This window comes from Escherichia sp. E.sYA108, assembly GCF_011754335.1.
Lineage (GTDB): Bacteria > Pseudomonadota > Gammaproteobacteria > Enterobacterales > Enterobacteriaceae > Escherichia > Escherichia coli.
Genome location: NZ_JAAQVZ010000001.1, coordinates 1,643,403 through 1,659,505, shown reverse-complemented (window position 1 = coordinate 1,659,505; position 16,103 = coordinate 1,643,403). Strand labels below are relative to the sequence as shown.

Annotated in this window: 10 protein-coding genes; 6 read left to right on the top strand and 4 right to left on the bottom strand. The window is 51.5% G+C overall.

Features of this window, described 5'->3' with window-relative positions; genetic code table 11:
* Window positions 1-110 precede the first annotated feature (110 nt).
* Window positions 111-3,869 (bottom strand): AIDA-I family autotransporter adhesin YfaL/EhaC, encoded by a 3,759-nt coding sequence (gene yfaL, locus HBM92_RS07835; RefSeq protein ID WP_016265893.1) that lies wholly within the window; start codon window positions 3,867-3,869, stop codon window positions 111-113.
* Between the two features lie 682 nt (window positions 3,870-4,551).
* Here yfaL and nrdA point away from each other — a divergent pair.
* The 3 genes from nrdA (at window position 4,552) to yfaE (ending at window position 8,411) form a co-directional block, all read left to right on the top strand.
* The gene (nrdA, locus tag HBM92_RS07830; protein WP_001075170.1) at window positions 4,552-6,837 is read left to right on the top strand and encodes a class 1a ribonucleoside-diphosphate reductase subunit alpha; all 2,286 of its coding nucleotides are present in this window, start codon (window positions 4,552-4,554) and stop codon (window positions 6,835-6,837) included.
* 189 nt (window positions 6,838-7,026) lie between these two features.
* Window positions 7,027-8,157, top strand: a complete 1,131-nt coding sequence (nrdB, locus tag HBM92_RS07825) for a class Ia ribonucleoside-diphosphate reductase subunit beta (protein ID WP_000332036.1) — start codon at window positions 7,027-7,029, stop codon at window positions 8,155-8,157.
* Window positions 8,157-8,411, top strand: coding sequence for a ferredoxin-like diferric-tyrosyl radical cofactor maintenance protein YfaE (gene yfaE / locus HBM92_RS07820; RefSeq protein WP_000135040.1), 255 nt, complete (start codon window positions 8,157-8,159; stop codon window positions 8,409-8,411). Before nrdB ends, yfaE begins: the two co-directional genes overlap by 1 nt.
* Window positions 8,412-8,464: 53 nt before the next feature.
* Here the strand turns inward: yfaE and inaA are convergent, their stop codons facing one another.
* The 3 genes from inaA to glpT all read right to left on the bottom strand — a co-directional run bounded on the left by inaA (window position 8,465) and on the right by glpT (window position 11,757).
* The gene (gene inaA / locus HBM92_RS07815) at window positions 8,465-9,115 is read right to left on the bottom strand and encodes a lipopolysaccharide kinase InaA (RefSeq protein ID WP_000301034.1); all 651 of its coding nucleotides are present in this window, start codon (window positions 9,113-9,115) and stop codon (window positions 8,465-8,467) included.
* Between the two features lie 202 nt (window positions 9,116-9,317).
* Window positions 9,318-10,394, bottom strand: a complete 1,077-nt coding sequence (gene glpQ, locus HBM92_RS07810; protein ID WP_000779093.1) for a glycerophosphodiester phosphodiesterase — start codon at window positions 10,392-10,394, stop codon at window positions 9,318-9,320.
* A 4-nt stretch (window positions 10,395-10,398) separates the two neighbouring features.
* Window positions 10,399-11,757 carry a glycerol-3-phosphate transporter gene (glpT, locus tag HBM92_RS07805; RefSeq protein WP_000948732.1) on the bottom strand — a complete coding sequence of 453 codons (1,359 nt, stop codon included), beginning with the start codon at window positions 11,755-11,757 and terminating at the stop codon, window positions 10,399-10,401.
* A 272-nt stretch (window positions 11,758-12,029) separates the two neighbouring features.
* Between glpT and glpA the strand changes: the two genes are divergently transcribed.
* Genes glpA through glpC form a run of 3 tightly spaced genes read left to right on the top strand, consistent with a single transcriptional unit; the run spans window position 12,030 to window position 16,094 of the window.
* On the top strand, window positions 12,030-13,658 hold the full coding sequence (gene glpA, locus HBM92_RS07800; protein WP_000857226.1) for an anaerobic glycerol-3-phosphate dehydrogenase subunit A: 1,629 nt from the start codon (window positions 12,030-12,032) through the stop codon (window positions 13,656-13,658).
* On the top strand, window positions 13,648-14,907 hold the full coding sequence (glpB, locus tag HBM92_RS07795; RefSeq protein ID WP_001209933.1) for a glycerol-3-phosphate dehydrogenase subunit GlpB: 1,260 nt from the start codon (window positions 13,648-13,650) through the stop codon (window positions 14,905-14,907). Before glpA ends, glpB begins: the two co-directional genes overlap by 11 nt.
* Window positions 14,904-16,094: an anaerobic glycerol-3-phosphate dehydrogenase subunit GlpC gene (glpC, locus tag HBM92_RS07790; protein WP_001000377.1), complete on the top strand. Its 1,191-nt coding sequence runs from the start codon at window positions 14,904-14,906 to the stop codon at window positions 16,092-16,094. Before glpB ends, glpC begins: the two co-directional genes overlap by 4 nt.
* Window positions 16,095-16,103 lie beyond the last annotated feature (9 nt).

Sequence of the window (16,103 nt, the reverse complement as noted above, 5' to 3'; positions counted from 1 at the left end):
CGCCAAGCCTGATGCGACGCTTGCCGCGTCTTATCAGGCCTACAAATGCTCCCCGTAGGCCAGATAAGGCGTTTACGCCGCATCCGGCAACAGTGCCGGTCAGACAGCGATTACCATTTCACTGTCATCGACAAAAACCCTGCCGTCTGGGCAAAATCATCACTCCCTTTCTGCCACGCCACGCTGCCGCGCAGCGAAACTCGCTGACTGATATTGCCCGTTATTCCCACTTTTATTTCACCCCGTTGCTTCGCCGCATCGTCACTGATAGTGCTGCCATCTTCTTCAATTTCCGTCGCATGGGGATCGTGATAATAATTCAGATCTAACGTTGGCGTGACACTAACAGCAGTACGCCATTCGCTGTGTAAACCCAGCCGCGTCTGAATATCATCACCCTGCGATTGTGACACGCGCGCATGGTTAGCGGCGGTAAAATCATCCTGCTGCACGCCCTGATAAATCACCTGCGCCTGCGGTTCAATCACCACACCACGCCCCGGTAACCATTGATACCCGGCTTCCAGCGAGGCGATAATCCCCGACGAGTGGTAATGATCCACGCCATCGTCTTGTTCGGAAACATCATTGTTAAACCACGCATATTGCAGCCAGCTATCCAACCAGGCCCCCTGCTTCTGATTACCGTGCTGATACCAGCTTGAGGTCAGCCCAACGGCATAACCGTGGTTCTGGTTATCGGCGCGAGTTCCGGTCATATTCGAGCGGCTGTCGCCCTGGTTATCGCTGTAGCCACCAACAATCCCAAGCATCCACTCGCCATCATCACCCCAGTGCCCGCTAAACAGGTTGCCGCTAAGCTGCACCGTAGAAGTGTCTTCATGCTGAGCCAACTGCCCTACCGCCGTGTAATGATAACGCCCGCCGATAACGCGTAAATTCAGCGTCTGACCATCGCCACCAGCGTGATCGCGTCGCTCCATCACAAATGCCTGATTTGCCGCCCGCAGGTTATTAAAATATCCACCAACTTTGGCATTCAACACCGGCTGGTAGGCAGGTGTAGGTTCCGGGTCGGGGGTTGGGTCGGGATCCGGCGTGGGATCAGGATCTGGAGTCGGGTCCGGATCAGGCGGCGGCGTCGGATTGACTTCTTGTGATCGCAGATACCAGTCGTTGTTATCTTCCACCAGCGTGTAGTCATACGCCCCCATATTGACGTAGCCGCTTCCTGTCAGACTGAACTGCGCATTGTTTTGAAACTGCGCGGGATCAGCTGCGAAATCAACTACTTTAATACCTGTAGATGTCGGCTCACCAATACCCGTAATGGGGTTAATTACCACGGCCGTGTTGCCAGCAGTATTACCGTTCAATACCAGTTGGTCACTTGCTGAGTCATCGCCGTTTAATTCGCTATCGAGCAGTAGCGTACCGCCGCCGGTATAATCACCATTTACCGTCAGCGTGTCGCCAGCGACGCCATTTTGCAGGCTAATCGCACCGGACGTATTGGTCAGATTGCCATTAACCGTCACGTCGGAAAGATAAGTCAGGCTGTCAGTTTCAAGGTTGGTATTAAGCTCACCTGCCAGCGTCACGCCATCGGTGGCATTCACCAGCGTACCGTCGCCGCTAAACAGCGAGGCATCCAGCGCCTGGTTCGTATCCTGCTGCGTCAATCGCAACACAGTACCATCGGTTATGTCGATATCGCCGCCAGAGGTGGCATCGATTGAACGAATATCCTGATTTTGCCCGGTTTCAAAAACACCGTCTTCCCCCACCCACAGTGAAGAAACATAAGGAATAATATTCTCCGCTTCACCTTTTAGCGTTCCGTCCTCCACACGTACCGCAGACGTCGCAGTGCCGCTGGCAGTCAACTCCAGCGTACCGCCGCCACTTTTAGTCAACGTGCTTACGCTATCCAGTTGTTGCCCGGTACTATCCGCCATCAACCCGCCCCATTGCGTATCTACGCCATCCTCAACGTGTATTTCGCCATCAGCGCGCATTTCAATATTCCTGCCCTGACCTGTTGTAGCCGAGCGAGTGTCAACATCAGTCGTCACATCCATTTCACTGTGTTGTTGGGGATCTGTGAAGATCACTGAACGGTTGTAACTTGTGTCCCCCAATTGCGAATTATCGCTGACTTCAAGCGTACCGGAGGCGATTTGCGTATTACCGAGATAACCGTTGTTATTCGCCAGCGTTACGCGCTGATCCCCCGCATTAATGACGACATAAACGCCATTCTGGCTGGCATCGCTGCCGCCAATATGTAAATCATCGCCACTGCTGATATCAACGACATCATTACTGCCAATCACTGTCCCCCCGCTGCCGCTGATTTGCAGACCGTCATTGTATGAGCTATCGCCATCCCAGGTGGTGAAATCAGAGAGATCCAATACTCCGCCATTTAGCACGATCGATTGCGGATCGCTCTGCATTGCCCGTAAATCGGCCTGATTCCCCGCCAGCGACAATACGGCGTTATCTTCCACCACAATATCGCCGGTTAATGCCATCGACTGCGCCCCTGTCAGGAGATAGCTGCCATCTTGCGCTACCGTCAACTGTCCTTCACCCTGAATCGAGCCGGAAAAACCGCCCTGGTTTACTGTAACATTGCCGCCTGCGTCGATATTCAAAATGCCATTAGCAAAACCGGTTAATGAGTGCACAAACGTTTGTTGTGTATTGCCAACATTCAGTTCTGCCTGATACTCAGAATGAACAGTGCTGCCGACCATCAAACCAAAGCAATCCTGCGGATCGCTCTGACAGTGCGTGTCGCCGACATTCATTAACTCATCGCTGCGCCCCAACGTCACCTCGCCATTCTGGATACTCATCTCGCCGGTAAACGCATTATTGTCGGCATTGAGGACTAACTCTCCCGCTCCCTCTTTCACGATGACTCCCGTTCCGGCAAGAGAATCAATCGCGCCATCGTTGCTGGTATTGCCTATTACCAGCGTTTTATCGGCGGCAATGTTAAATTCAGCCACACTATGACCGATATACATAAAGCCCCCCGCCGCTGCCGTCGCCGAATGGTCATATCCCGAGGCGCTGTTATTTTCATCAATCATCACACCATTGTTTTGGTCATAATTATCATCAACAGAAATATCAATAAGATACGGGGATGTGGTGCTGCTGGTATAAATTGCGCCGCCATAACCTTCTGCATAGTTATTGGTAAAGGAGGTATTATTAATTATCGTTTTTCCTGAAAGATGTGTGTTATCCGTACTATTATCCGTAACATCAATGGCGCCGCCATCCCCATCACTATAACTTGTTGATGTATATGCCTGGTTATTATTAAAAGCATCATCACTTAAATAGACGTCATTATTGATGGTATAAATTGCACCGCCTTTGCCGTCATTAGCGATGTTATTGTGAAATACGGCGTTAGTGACACGTAAATCGGCGGCACCGGTATCATTGGTACCGGCAGAATAGATTGCCCCGCCATAGCCTCCTGCAACATTACTGTCGAAAATAACATTCGCAAGATTTATCGTTGAGTTTTCTTTAGCAAAGATAGCCCCACCATTATTATATTCGCCACTAACCGAGTTATCAGCAAACAGGGTCATCCCTGTTTCATTTTGTGGTGATATCGTAAATTCAGCACTGTGCTGCAAAAATACTGCGCCACCGCTGGCATTATTGGCCATACCCGAAAAAATCAACCATTGCCCATCCGCGATGCTCCAGTCCTGCATATTGCCTGAAAGGCTTTGCCTGCTCGCCTGACAGTTCGCTTTGATATCATATCCCTGGCATGAATCAATGACCGCTGCGGCACCGTTAGCAGAGAAAAGAGATGCAATCATTGACGGGAGTAAAGATAAATACTCCTTGCGTAGAGAGATAATCCGCATATTCATCTAACCATCATTTTCTATAATGATGGCGTATTTAATCGCATTATGCGATATAGGGTATTTTTCTTTTGTAAATTCTGCCCCTGATGTAATAACTATTTTGTTATTATCTGATAATTAATTTAGATGCATCACAATTCAAATTAATAACTTTAAGGTAAATCGGTTATATTTAAACTGAATTAAAGCAATAAATAATATTCTTATAATAAATACAAAAGTAACAAATTGGCTTAGTATTTAACAATAACCGAATATAAAACAACCATTTCCGACTCAACAATCGCTTACACTCGCTTATATATTGACCACAACTGATACATCAGATTATGTGACGACTTGTGCCTAGATCAATTTTGGCAATCATTAGCAACAAGATTAATAAACCATCTATATCAATTTACCTATCCTATTTTACCGTTCAAGAATTCACCGAACGGTTATTTTTAACAAATTTTTCTCTTCCCATTGACTTTCCCGGACACCTTGTCTGACCTAAGGTGCGCGGAAGCCACTTTTTCCTTCCTGAGTTATCCACAAAGTTATGCACTTGCAAGAGGGCCAGTTTCACACTATCTTGCAGTGAATCCCAAACATACCCCCTATATATAGTGTTCTTAGCAGCTTCCCTCACTACAGGTAGTCTGCATGAAGCTATTGAAAAACAGGTACGACATACATGAATCAGAATCTGCTGGTGACAAAGCGCGACGGTAGCACAGAGCGCATCAATCTCGACAAAATCCATCGCGTTCTGGATTGGGCGGCAGAAGGACTGCATAACGTTTCGATTTCCCAGGTCGAGCTGCGCTCCCACATTCAGTTTTATGACGGTATCAAGACCTCTGACATCCACGAAACCATTATCAAGGCTGCCGCAGACCTGATCTCCCGTGATGCGCCGGATTATCAGTATCTCGCCGCACGTCTGGCGATCTTCCACCTGCGTAAAAAAGCCTACGGTCAGTTTGAGCCGCCTGCGCTGTACGACCATGTGGTGAAAATGGTCGAGATGGGCAAATACGATAATCATCTGCTGGAAGACTACACGGAAGAAGAGTTCAAGCAGATGGACACGTTTATCGATCACGACCGTGATATGACCTTCTCTTATGCTGCCGTTAAGCAGCTGGAAGGCAAATATCTGGTACAGAACCGCGTGACCGGCGAAATCTACGAAAGCGCCCAGTTCCTTTATATTCTGGTTGCCGCGTGCCTGTTCTCGAACTACCCGCGTGAAACGCGCCTGCAATACGTGAAGCGTTTTTACGACGCGGTTTCCACATTTAAAATTTCGCTGCCGACGCCAATCATGTCCGGCGTGCGTACCCCGACTCGTCAGTTCAGCTCCTGCGTGCTGATTGAGTGCGGCGACAGCCTGGATTCCATCAACGCCACCTCCAGCGCGATTGTTAAATACGTTTCCCAGCGTGCCGGGATCGGCATTAACGCCGGGCGTATTCGTGCGCTGGGTAGCCCGATTCGCGGTGGCGAAGCGTTCCATACCGGTTGTATTCCGTTCTACAAACATTTCCAGACAGCGGTGAAATCCTGCTCTCAGGGCGGTGTGCGCGGCGGTGCGGCAACGCTGTTCTACCCGATGTGGCATCTGGAAGTGGAAAGCCTGCTGGTGTTGAAAAACAACCGTGGTGTGGAAGGCAACCGCGTGCGTCATATGGACTACGGGGTTCAAATCAACAAACTGATGTATACCCGTCTGCTGAAAGGTGAAGATATCACTCTGTTCAGCCCGTCCGACGTACCGGGGCTGTATGACGCGTTCTTCGCCGATCAGGAAGAGTTTGAACGCCTGTATACCAAATATGAGAAAGACGACAGCATCCGCAAGCAACGTGTGAAAGCCGTTGAGCTGTTCTCGCTGATGATGCAGGAACGTGCGTCTACCGGTCGTATCTATATTCAGAACGTTGACCACTGCAATACCCATAGCCCGTTTGATCCGGCCATCGCGCCAGTGCGCCAGTCTAACCTGTGCCTGGAAATCGCCCTGCCGACCAAACCGCTGAACGACGTCAACGACGAGAACGGTGAAATCGCGCTGTGTACGCTGTCTGCTTTCAACCTGGGCGCAATTAACAGCCTGGATGAACTGGAAGAGCTGGCAATTCTGGCAGTACGCGCACTCGACGCGCTGCTGGATTATCAGGATTACCCGATCCCGGCCGCCAAACGTGGAGCGATGGGTCGTCGTACGCTGGGTATTGGTGTGATCAACTTCGCTTACTACCTGGCGAAGCACGGTAAACGCTACTCCGACGGCAGCGCCAACAACCTGACGCATAAAACCTTCGAAGCCATTCAGTATTACCTGCTGAAAGCATCTAATGAGCTGGCGAAAGAGCAAGGCGCGTGCCCGTGGTTTAACGAAACCACTTACGCGAAAGGGATCCTGCCGATCGATACCTATAAGAAAGATCTGGATGCCATCGCTAATGAGCCGCTGCATTACGACTGGGAAGCACTGCGTGAGTCAATCAAAACGCACGGCCTGCGTAACTCCACGCTTTCTGCCCTGATGCCGTCCGAGACTTCTTCGCAGATCTCTAACGCCACTAACGGTATTGAACCGCCGCGCGGTTACGTCAGCATCAAAGCGTCGAAAGACGGTATTCTGCGCCAGGTGGTGCCGGACTACGAGCATCTGCACGACGCCTATGAGCTGCTGTGGGAAATGCCGGGTAACGATGGCTACCTGCAACTGGTGGGTATCATGCAGAAATTTATCGATCAGTCGATCTCTGCTAACACCAACTACGATCCGTCACGTTTCCCGTCAGGAAAAGTGCCGATGCAGCAGTTGCTGAAAGACCTGCTCACTGCCTACAAATTCGGGGTCAAAACGCTGTATTATCAGAACACCCGTGACGGCGCAGAAGACGCGCAGGACGATCTGGTGCCGTCAATCCAGGACGATGGCTGCGAAAGCGGCGCATGTAAGATCTGATATTGTGATGCCGGATGCGGCGTGAGCGCCCTACCCGGCCTACGGGTCCAATTTGTAGGCCGGATAAGCGAAGCGCATCCGGCACTGGATGCCCAGATGCGGCATGAACGCCCTACCCAGCCTACGATGCGGTTTGTAGGCCGGATAAGCGAAGCGCATCCGGCATAAAACTCCTAACAGGACACATTCATGGCATATACCACCTTTTCACAGACGAAAAATGATCAGCTCAAAGAACCAATGTTCTTTGGTCAGCCGGTCAACGTGGCTCGCTACGATCAGCAAAAATATGACATCTTCGAAAAGCTGATCGAAAAGCAGCTCTCTTTCTTCTGGCGTCCGGAAGAAGTTGACGTCTCCCGCGACCGTATCGATTACCAGGCACTGCCTGAACACGAAAAACACATCTTTATCAGCAACCTGAAATATCAGACGCTGCTGGATTCCATTCAGGGTCGCAGTCCGAACGTGGCACTGCTGCCGCTGATCTCGATCCCGGAACTGGAAACCTGGGTAGAAACCTGGGCGTTCTCAGAAACGATTCATTCCCGCTCCTATACCCATATCATCCGTAATATCGTTAACGATCCGTCAGTTGTCTTTGACGATATCGTCACCAACGAGCAGATCCAGAAACGTGCGGAAGGGATCTCCAGCTATTACGATGAACTGATCGAAATGACCAGCTACTGGCATCTGCTGGGCGAAGGCACCCACACCGTTAACGGTAAAACCGTAACCGTTAGCCTGCGCGAGCTGAAGAAAAAACTGTATCTCTGCCTGATGAGCGTTAACGCGCTGGAAGCGATCCGTTTCTACGTCAGCTTTGCCTGCTCTTTCGCATTCGCTGAACGTGAGCTGATGGAAGGTAACGCCAAAATTATTCGCCTGATTGCCCGCGACGAAGCCCTGCACCTGACCGGCACCCAGCATATGCTGAATCTGCTGCGCAGCGGCGCGGATGATCCGGAGATGGCGGAAATTGCCGAAGAATGTAAGCAGGAGTGCTATGACCTGTTTGTCCAGGCGGCACAGCAAGAGAAAGACTGGGCGGATTATCTGTTCCGTGATGGTTCGATGATTGGTCTGAATAAAGACATCCTCTGCCAGTACGTTGAATACATCACCAATATCCGTATGCAGGCAGTCGGTTTGGATCTGCCGTTCCAGACGCGCTCCAACCCGATCCCGTGGATCAACACCTGGCTGGTGTCTGATAACGTGCAGGTTGCTCCGCAGGAAGTGGAAGTCAGTTCTTATCTGGTCGGGCAGATTGACGCGGAAGTGGACACCGACGATTTGAGTAACTTCCAGCTCTGATGGCCCGCGTTACCCTGCGCATTACTGGCACACAACTGCTGTGCCAGGATGAACACCCTTCCCTTCTGGCGGCGCTGGAATCCCACAATGTGGCGGTTGAGTACCAGTGCCGCGAAGGTTACTGCGGCTCCTGTCGCACCCGACTGGTCGCAGGCCAGGTGGACTGGATTGCCGAACCGTTAGCTTTTATTCAGCCGGGGGAAATTTTGCCCTGTTGTTGCCGGGCAAAAGGCGATATTGAAATCGAGATGTGAATTGGTTTTAACGCCAGATACGACGCTTATACGTCTTATCTGGCCTACAACGATTACATAGCGTAGTAATATGCTTTCACCTGCTCCCAGTCCGCTTTGGGGATCGGCTCCAGATATTTTTCCAGCTGGCGGAAGTCATGATTAATCGCTTTATCACGACGCAAGCGGCGACGACTTTTCTCCAGGTCAAGAAATCCAGCTTCTGCCTTACCTTCTGTTTTCACATAGATATGGCGAACATAACAACAGCCATGCTGACGATTAACGCTATGCATTTTCTTAAACGCCAGCGCCACTGCTTTCAACATGGCTTGCCGTACTTCGTCAGAATAAGGCGATACTGCATGCCGGGCATACCAGTCAGCAATGCTGATGAACCCCGCCATATCTTCAGTCACCAGCAACGCGCGCCATTCACCCTCAACTTTCACCGCTTCACCAAAAACGATCTTCGGCACGATGACACCGGCCCGTTCCAGTTCTTTAATTACCGCAACCTCACGGACAATCGTTGGTCGGCCGAACGGGTAACGTACAGAATGAAACAGATGATGCGTCATGCGCTTTACATACAGCTTTTTGCCGTTGCGCTCGACGCATTGCACCCCGCTCATACCATTACGGCGATAGTTAGGCTCTTCAACCCAGTCGCCCTCTGTTGCCCACCAGTGATTAAATTCGTCGTGCTTTGCTGAAACTGCCATACCCTATCGCCTGTCGTTTTTTATTAACGACAATGACTATAGATGTTTAGCTGAGGAAAATCTTAATAATACGTGTTGTATTGACGAGTATCTTATGCCGGGAACAAGTCATCTCGCTCAAAATAATTGCAATTAAGGATAACCCACAGACTTTAATGAAGAGTGGTATCGGATAGCACATAAGTGCCATCCGGTAGTTAATTTACTCTTTATTAAGGAATTTTACTGCCTTATCAGGGAAATCAGTAAATAGCCCGTTTACACCCGCTTTGTTATACAGAGCATCATATAACTGATTCACATCAGTAGTGTATTCAGGCAGTTTATCTGACCGCACGGTATAAGGATGCACTACCAGTTTATTCTGCTGAGCATCTTGCACCATGCCAGTGAGTTTGATATTACCCGGCTGCGATGTCTCCTCAATCAACATATGGTAATCCGGACCAATACCATCAGCATATTCCGCCACCTGTTTCATAGCCCCCGGCTTAAACATCCAGTCGTAATTGTAATTAACCCAGCTTCCGTCCGGCTGTTTCTGCTGCGTTTCATTCCAGTCGGTATAGGCAATCAGCTGTACCAGATTGAGATCCATACCCATTTTGGGTTCCAGCACATTCTTAATACGCTTCAGCTCATCAGCATCAAAACATTGCAAATAAACTTTGTCGTCCTTACCGGTGTAACCATATTTCTTCAGCACTTCCAGCGTTTTTGCCGCAATATCCTTCCCTTCCTGATGATGGAACCACGGCGCTTTAATTTCTGGATAGATACCGATATTTTTCCCGGTAGAGTGGTTTAACCCCTGAACAAATTCAATCTCTTCTTCAAAGGTGTGCACCCGGAAGTCAGATTTACCCATTGGGAAACGCCCCGGATAAGTCTGCACTTTTTTACCGTTTTCAATATCGAAACCTTCGGTAAATTTCAGCGACTTAATTTCATCCAGCGTGAAATCTATCGCGTAGTAACGACCGTCTTTGCGCGCTCGATCCGGGAAACGATCGGCAACATCAGTAACACGATCGAGATAATGGTCATGCAGAACAACCAGATGGTCGTCTTTGGTCATCACCAAATCCTGTTCCAGATAATCCGCTCCCTGCGCATACGCCATCGCTTTTGCTGGCAGCGTATGCTCCGGCAAATATCCACTGGCACCGCGATGGGCGATGACTATTTTTTCGTTGCTGTCCGCCGCCATTGCACTGCTTCCCATGACTATAGTGCTCATCATGATCGCCATGCTAAGGTTTTTCAGCGTCAATTTCATGCCATTAGCCTCCGTTGCGTTTTTGCAGTAATTGTTCATGGCGACGTTTTTCGCCAATCATCACAACAATCAACAAGATAACCGCCAGAATGCTGCCGCCAATCATTACCATAAAGCCGCCATCCCAGCCGAAGAAGTCCACGGTGTAGCCAACAATCGCGCTCGCCGCCACCGAACCGCCGAGGTAACCAAACAGCCCGGTAAAACCCGCTGCCGTACCTGCCGCTTTTTTCGGTGCCAGTTCCAGCGCATGTAGACCGATCAGCATCACAGGGCCATAGATCAGGAAGCCGATAACAATCATACAAATCATATCGACGGTTGGGTTACCTGCCGGGTTCATCCAGTAAACGATAGTCGCGATGGTCACCAGTGTCATAAAGAAGACGCCGGTTGCCCCACGGTTACCACGAAAGACTTTATCCGACATCCAGCCGCACAGCAGGGTGCCCGGAATACCTGCATATTCATAAAGGAAGTAGGCCCAGGAGGATTTATCCAGCGCGAAATGCTTAACCTCTTTCAGATAAGTCGGTGACCAGTCGAGGATGCCGTAACGCAGCAGATAAACGAACACGTTGGCAATGGCGATGTACCACAGCAGTTTGTTCGGCAGCACGTACTGCATGAAGATCTGCTTCGCGGTCAGCTCCTGTTCCGCTTTTTCGTTATAGTCGTCCGGATAATCATTTTTGTACTCTTCGATCGGCGGCAGGCCACAGGATTGCGGGGTATCGCGCATCATCGCAAAGGCGAACAGTGCCACCAGAATGGCGCAGAAAGCGGGCATATAGAGCGCCGCGTGCCAGTCATTGAACCAGGCCATCCCCAGCAGGAACAGCAGCGGCGGAATACCACCACCGACGTTGTGCGCACAGTTCCACACTGACACAATGCCGCCACGTTCTTTCTGCGACCACCAGTGCACCATAGTACGACCACACGGCGGCCACCCCATCCCCTGGAACCAACCGCAGAGGAACAACAGTACAAACATCACCGCAATGCTCGACGTCGCCCATGGCACAAAGCCCATAAACAACATCACTGCCGCCGCCAGAATCAAACCTGCGGGCAGGAAAACGCGCGGATTCGAGCGATCCGATACCGAACCCATGATGAATTTCGAAAATCCATAAGCAATCGAGATCCCCGAAAGGGCAAAACCTAAATCACCGCGTGAGAATCCCTGCTCAACCAGATAAGGCATAGCGAGCGCAAAGTTCTTACGAACCAAATAGTAAGCAGCATAGCCAAAGAATATCCCCAGGAAAATTTGCCAGCGCAATCGACGATAAGTCGGATCGATCTCCGCGGCAGGTAAGCGCGCTTTGTGTGGCGCTGGTTTAAAAATACTCAACATTGATAGCCTCCGTGGCCCGTGGTCTTATTTATGATTAACAGCCTGATTCCGTGGGAGAACCTGCCGTTTCTTGAGTTGCCGCGATGTTAAGAAAACATTCATAAATTAAATGTGAATTACCGCACACATTATTAAATACGATGGTTGAAATGTTCAGAATGACGCATGAAATCACGTTTCACTTTCGAATTATGAGCGAATATGCGCGAAATCAAACAATTCATGTTTTTACTATGGCTAAATGGTAAAAAACGAACTTCAGAGGGATAACAATGAAAACTCGCGACTCGCAATCAAGTGACGTGATTATCATTGGCGGTGGCGCAACGGGAGCCGGGATTGCCCGCGACTGTGCCCTGCGCGGGCTGCGCGTGATTTTGGTTGAGCGCCACGACATCGCAACCGGTGCCACCGGGCGTAACCACGGCCTGCTGCACAGCGGTGCGCGCTATGCGGTAACCGATGCGGAATCGGCCCGCGAATGTATTAGTGAAAACCAGATCCTGAAACGCATTGCACGTCACTGCGTAGAACCAACCAACGGCCTGTTTATCACCCTGCCGGAAGATGACCTCTCCTTCCAGGCCACTTTTATCCGCGCCTGCGAAGAAGCAGGGATCAACGCAGAAGCCATTGAGCCGCAGCAAGCGCGCATTATCGAACCTGCCGTTAACCCGGCACTGATTGGCGCGGTGAAAGTTCCGGATGGCACCGTTGATCCATTTCGTCTGACAGCAGCAAACATGCTGGATGCCAAAGAACACGGTGCCGTTATCCTTACCGCTCATGAAGTCACGGGGCTGATTCGTGAAGGCGCGACGGTGTGCGGTGTTCGTGTACGTAACCATCTCACCGGCGAAATTCAGGCACTTCATGCGCCTGTCGTAGTTAATGCCGCCGGGATCTGGGGGCAACACATTGCCGAATATGCCGATCTGCGCATTCGCATGTTCCCGGCGAAAGGATCGCTGCTGATCATGGATCACCGCATTAATCAGCATGTGATCAACCGCTGCCGCAAACCTTCCGACGCCGATATTCTGGTGCCTGGCGATACCATTTCGCTGATTGGCACCACCTCTTTACGTATTGATTACAACGAGATTGACGATAATCGAGTGACGGCAGAAGAAGTTGATATTCTGCTGCGTGAAGGGGAAAAACTGGCCCCCGTGATGGCGAAAACGCGCATTTTGCGGGCCTACTCTGGCGTACGCCCGCTGGTTGCCAGCGATGACGATCCGAGCGGGCGTAACGTCAGCCGTGGCATCGTGCTGCTCGACCATGCTGAACGCGATGGTCTGGACGGGTTTATCACCATCACCGGTGGCAAACTGATGACCTATCGGCTGATGGCGGAATGGGCTACCGACGCCGTATGCCGCAAACTGGGCAACACGCGCCCCTGTACGACCGCCGATCTGGCACTTCCTGGTTCACAGGAACCCGCTGAAGCTACCTTGCGTAAAGTCATCTCCCTGCCTGCCCCGCTGCGCGGTTCTGCGGTTTATCGTCATGGCGATCGCACGCCTGCCTGGCTGAGCGAAGGCCGTCTGCACCGTAGCCTGGTATGTGAGTGCGAAGCGGTAACTGCGGGTGAAGTGCAGTACGCGGTAGAAAATTTAAACGTTAATAGCCTGCTGGATTTACGCCGTCGTACCCGTGTGGGGATGGGCACCTGCCAGGGCGAACTCTGCGCCTGCCGCGCTGCCGGACTGCTGCAACGTTTTAACGTCACGACGTCCGCGCAATCTATCGAGCAACTTTCCACCTTCCTAAACGAACGCTGGAAAGGCGTGCAACCCATCGCCTGGGGAGATGCACTGCGCGAAAGCGAATTTACCCGCTGGGTTTATCAGGGATTGTGTGGTCTGGAGAAGGAGCAGAAAGATGCGCTTTGATACTGTCATTATGGGCGGCGGCCTCGCCGGATTACTCTGTGGCCTGCAACTGCAAAAACACGGCCTGCGCTGTGCCATTGTCACTCGTGGTCAAAGCGCGCTGCATTTCTCATCTGGATCGCTGGATTTGCTGAGCCATCTGCCGGATGGTCAACCGGTGACAGACATTCACAGTGGACTGGAATCTTTGCGTCAGCAGGCACCTGCCCATCCTTACACTCTTCTCGGGCCACAACGCGTGCTCGATCTCGCTTGCCAGGCGCAGGCATTAATCGCTGAAAGCGGTGCGCAATTGCAGGGCAGCGTAGAGCTGGCTCACCAGCGGATTACACCGCTTGGCACTCTGCGCTCAACCTGGCTAAGTTCGCCAGAAGTCCCTGTCTGGCCGCTGCCCGCGAAGAAAATATGCGTGGTGGGAATTAGCGGCCTGATGGATTTTCAGGCGCATCTTGCGGCGGCTTCGTTGCGCGAACTCGACCTTGCCGTTGAAACCGCAGAAATAGAACTGCCGGAACTGGATGTCCTGCGCAATAACGCCACCGAGTTTCGCGCGGTGAATATCGCCCGTTTCCTTGATAACGAAGAAAACTGGCCGCTGATAATTGATGCGCTAATCCCTGTCGCCAATACCTGTGAAATGATCCTGATGCCCGCCTGTTTCGGCCTGGCCGATGACAAACTGTGGCGTTGGCTGAATGAAAAACTACCTTGTTCACTGATGCTTCTGCCAACACTACCACCTTCAGTGCTGGGGATACGTCTGCAAAACCAGTTGCAGCGTCAGTTTGTGCGTCAGGGCGGTGTGTGGATGCCGGGCGATGAAGTGAAAAAAGTGACCTGTAAAAATGGCGTGGTGAATGAAATCTGGACGCGCAATCACGCCGATATCCCGCTGCGCCCACGATTTGTGGTGCTTGCGAGCGGCAGTTTCTTTAGCGGCGGACTGGTGGCAGAACGTGACGGCATTCGCGAGCCGATTCTCGGCCTTGATGTGCTACAAACCGCTACGCGGGGTGAATGGTATAAGGGCGATTTTTTTGCGCCGCAGCCGTGGCAGCAGTTCGGTGTAACCACTGATGAGGCGCTACGCCCGTCGCAGGCGGGGCAAACCATTGAGAACCTGTTTGCCATCGGTTCGGTGCTGGGCGGATTTGATCCCATCGCCCAGGGATGCGGCGGCGGTGTTTGTGCCGTCAGTGCTTTACATGTCGCTCAACAGATTGCCCAACGCGCAGGAGGCCAACAATGAATGACACCAGCTTCGAAAACTGCATTAAGTGCACCGTCTGCACCACCGCCTGCCCGGTGAGCCGGGTGAATCCGGGTTATCCGGGGCCAAAACAAGCCGGGCCGGATGGCGAGCGTCTGCGTTTAAAAGATGGTGCACTGTATGACGAGGCGCTGAAATATTGCATCAACTGCAAACGTTGTGAAGTCGCCTGCCCGTCCGATGTGAAGATTGGCGATATTATCCAGCGCGCGCGGGCGAAATATGACACCACACGCCCGTCGCTGCGTAATTTTGTGTTGAGTCATACCGACCTGATGGGTAGCGTTTCCACGCCGTTCGCCCCCATCGTCAACACTGCTACCTCGCTGAAACCGGTGCGGCAGTTGCTTGATGCGGCGTTAAAAATCGACCACCGTCGCACGCTACCGAAATACTCCTTCGGTACGTTCCGTCGCTGGTATCGCAGTGTGGCGGCTCAGCAAGCGCAGTATAAAGACCAGGTCGCTTTCTTTCACGGCTGCTTCGTTAACTACAACCATCCGCAGCTAGGCAAAGATTTAATTAAAGTGCTCAACGCGATGGGTACCGGTGTACAACTGCTCAGCAAAGAAAAATGCTGCGGCGTACCGCTGATCGCCAACGGTTTTACCGATAAAGCACGCAAACAGGCAATTACGAATGTAGAGTCGATCCGCGAAGCTGTGGGAGTAAAAGGCATTCCGGTGATTGCCACCTCCTCAACGTGTACATTTGCCCTGCGCGACGAATACCCGGAAGTGCTGAATGTCGACAACAAAGGCTTGCGCGATCATATCGAACTGGCGACCCGCTGGCTGTGGCGCAAGCTGGACGAAGGCAAAACGTTACCGCTGAAACCGCTGCCGCTGAAAGTGGTTTATCACACTCCGTGCCATATGGAAAAAATGGGCTGGACGCTCTACACCCTGGAGCTGTTGCGTAAAATCCCGGGGCTTGAGTTAACGGTGCTGGATTCCCAGTGCTGCGGTATTGCGGGAACTTACGGTTTCAAAAAAGAGAACTACCCCACTTCACAAGCCATCGGCGCACCACTGTTCCGCCAGATAGAAGAGAGCGGCGCAGATCTGGTGGTCACCGACTGCGAAACCTGCAAATGGCAGATTGAGATGTCCACAAGTCTTCGCTGCGAACATCCGATTACGCTGCTGGCACAGGCGCTGGCTTAAACTCCTTTC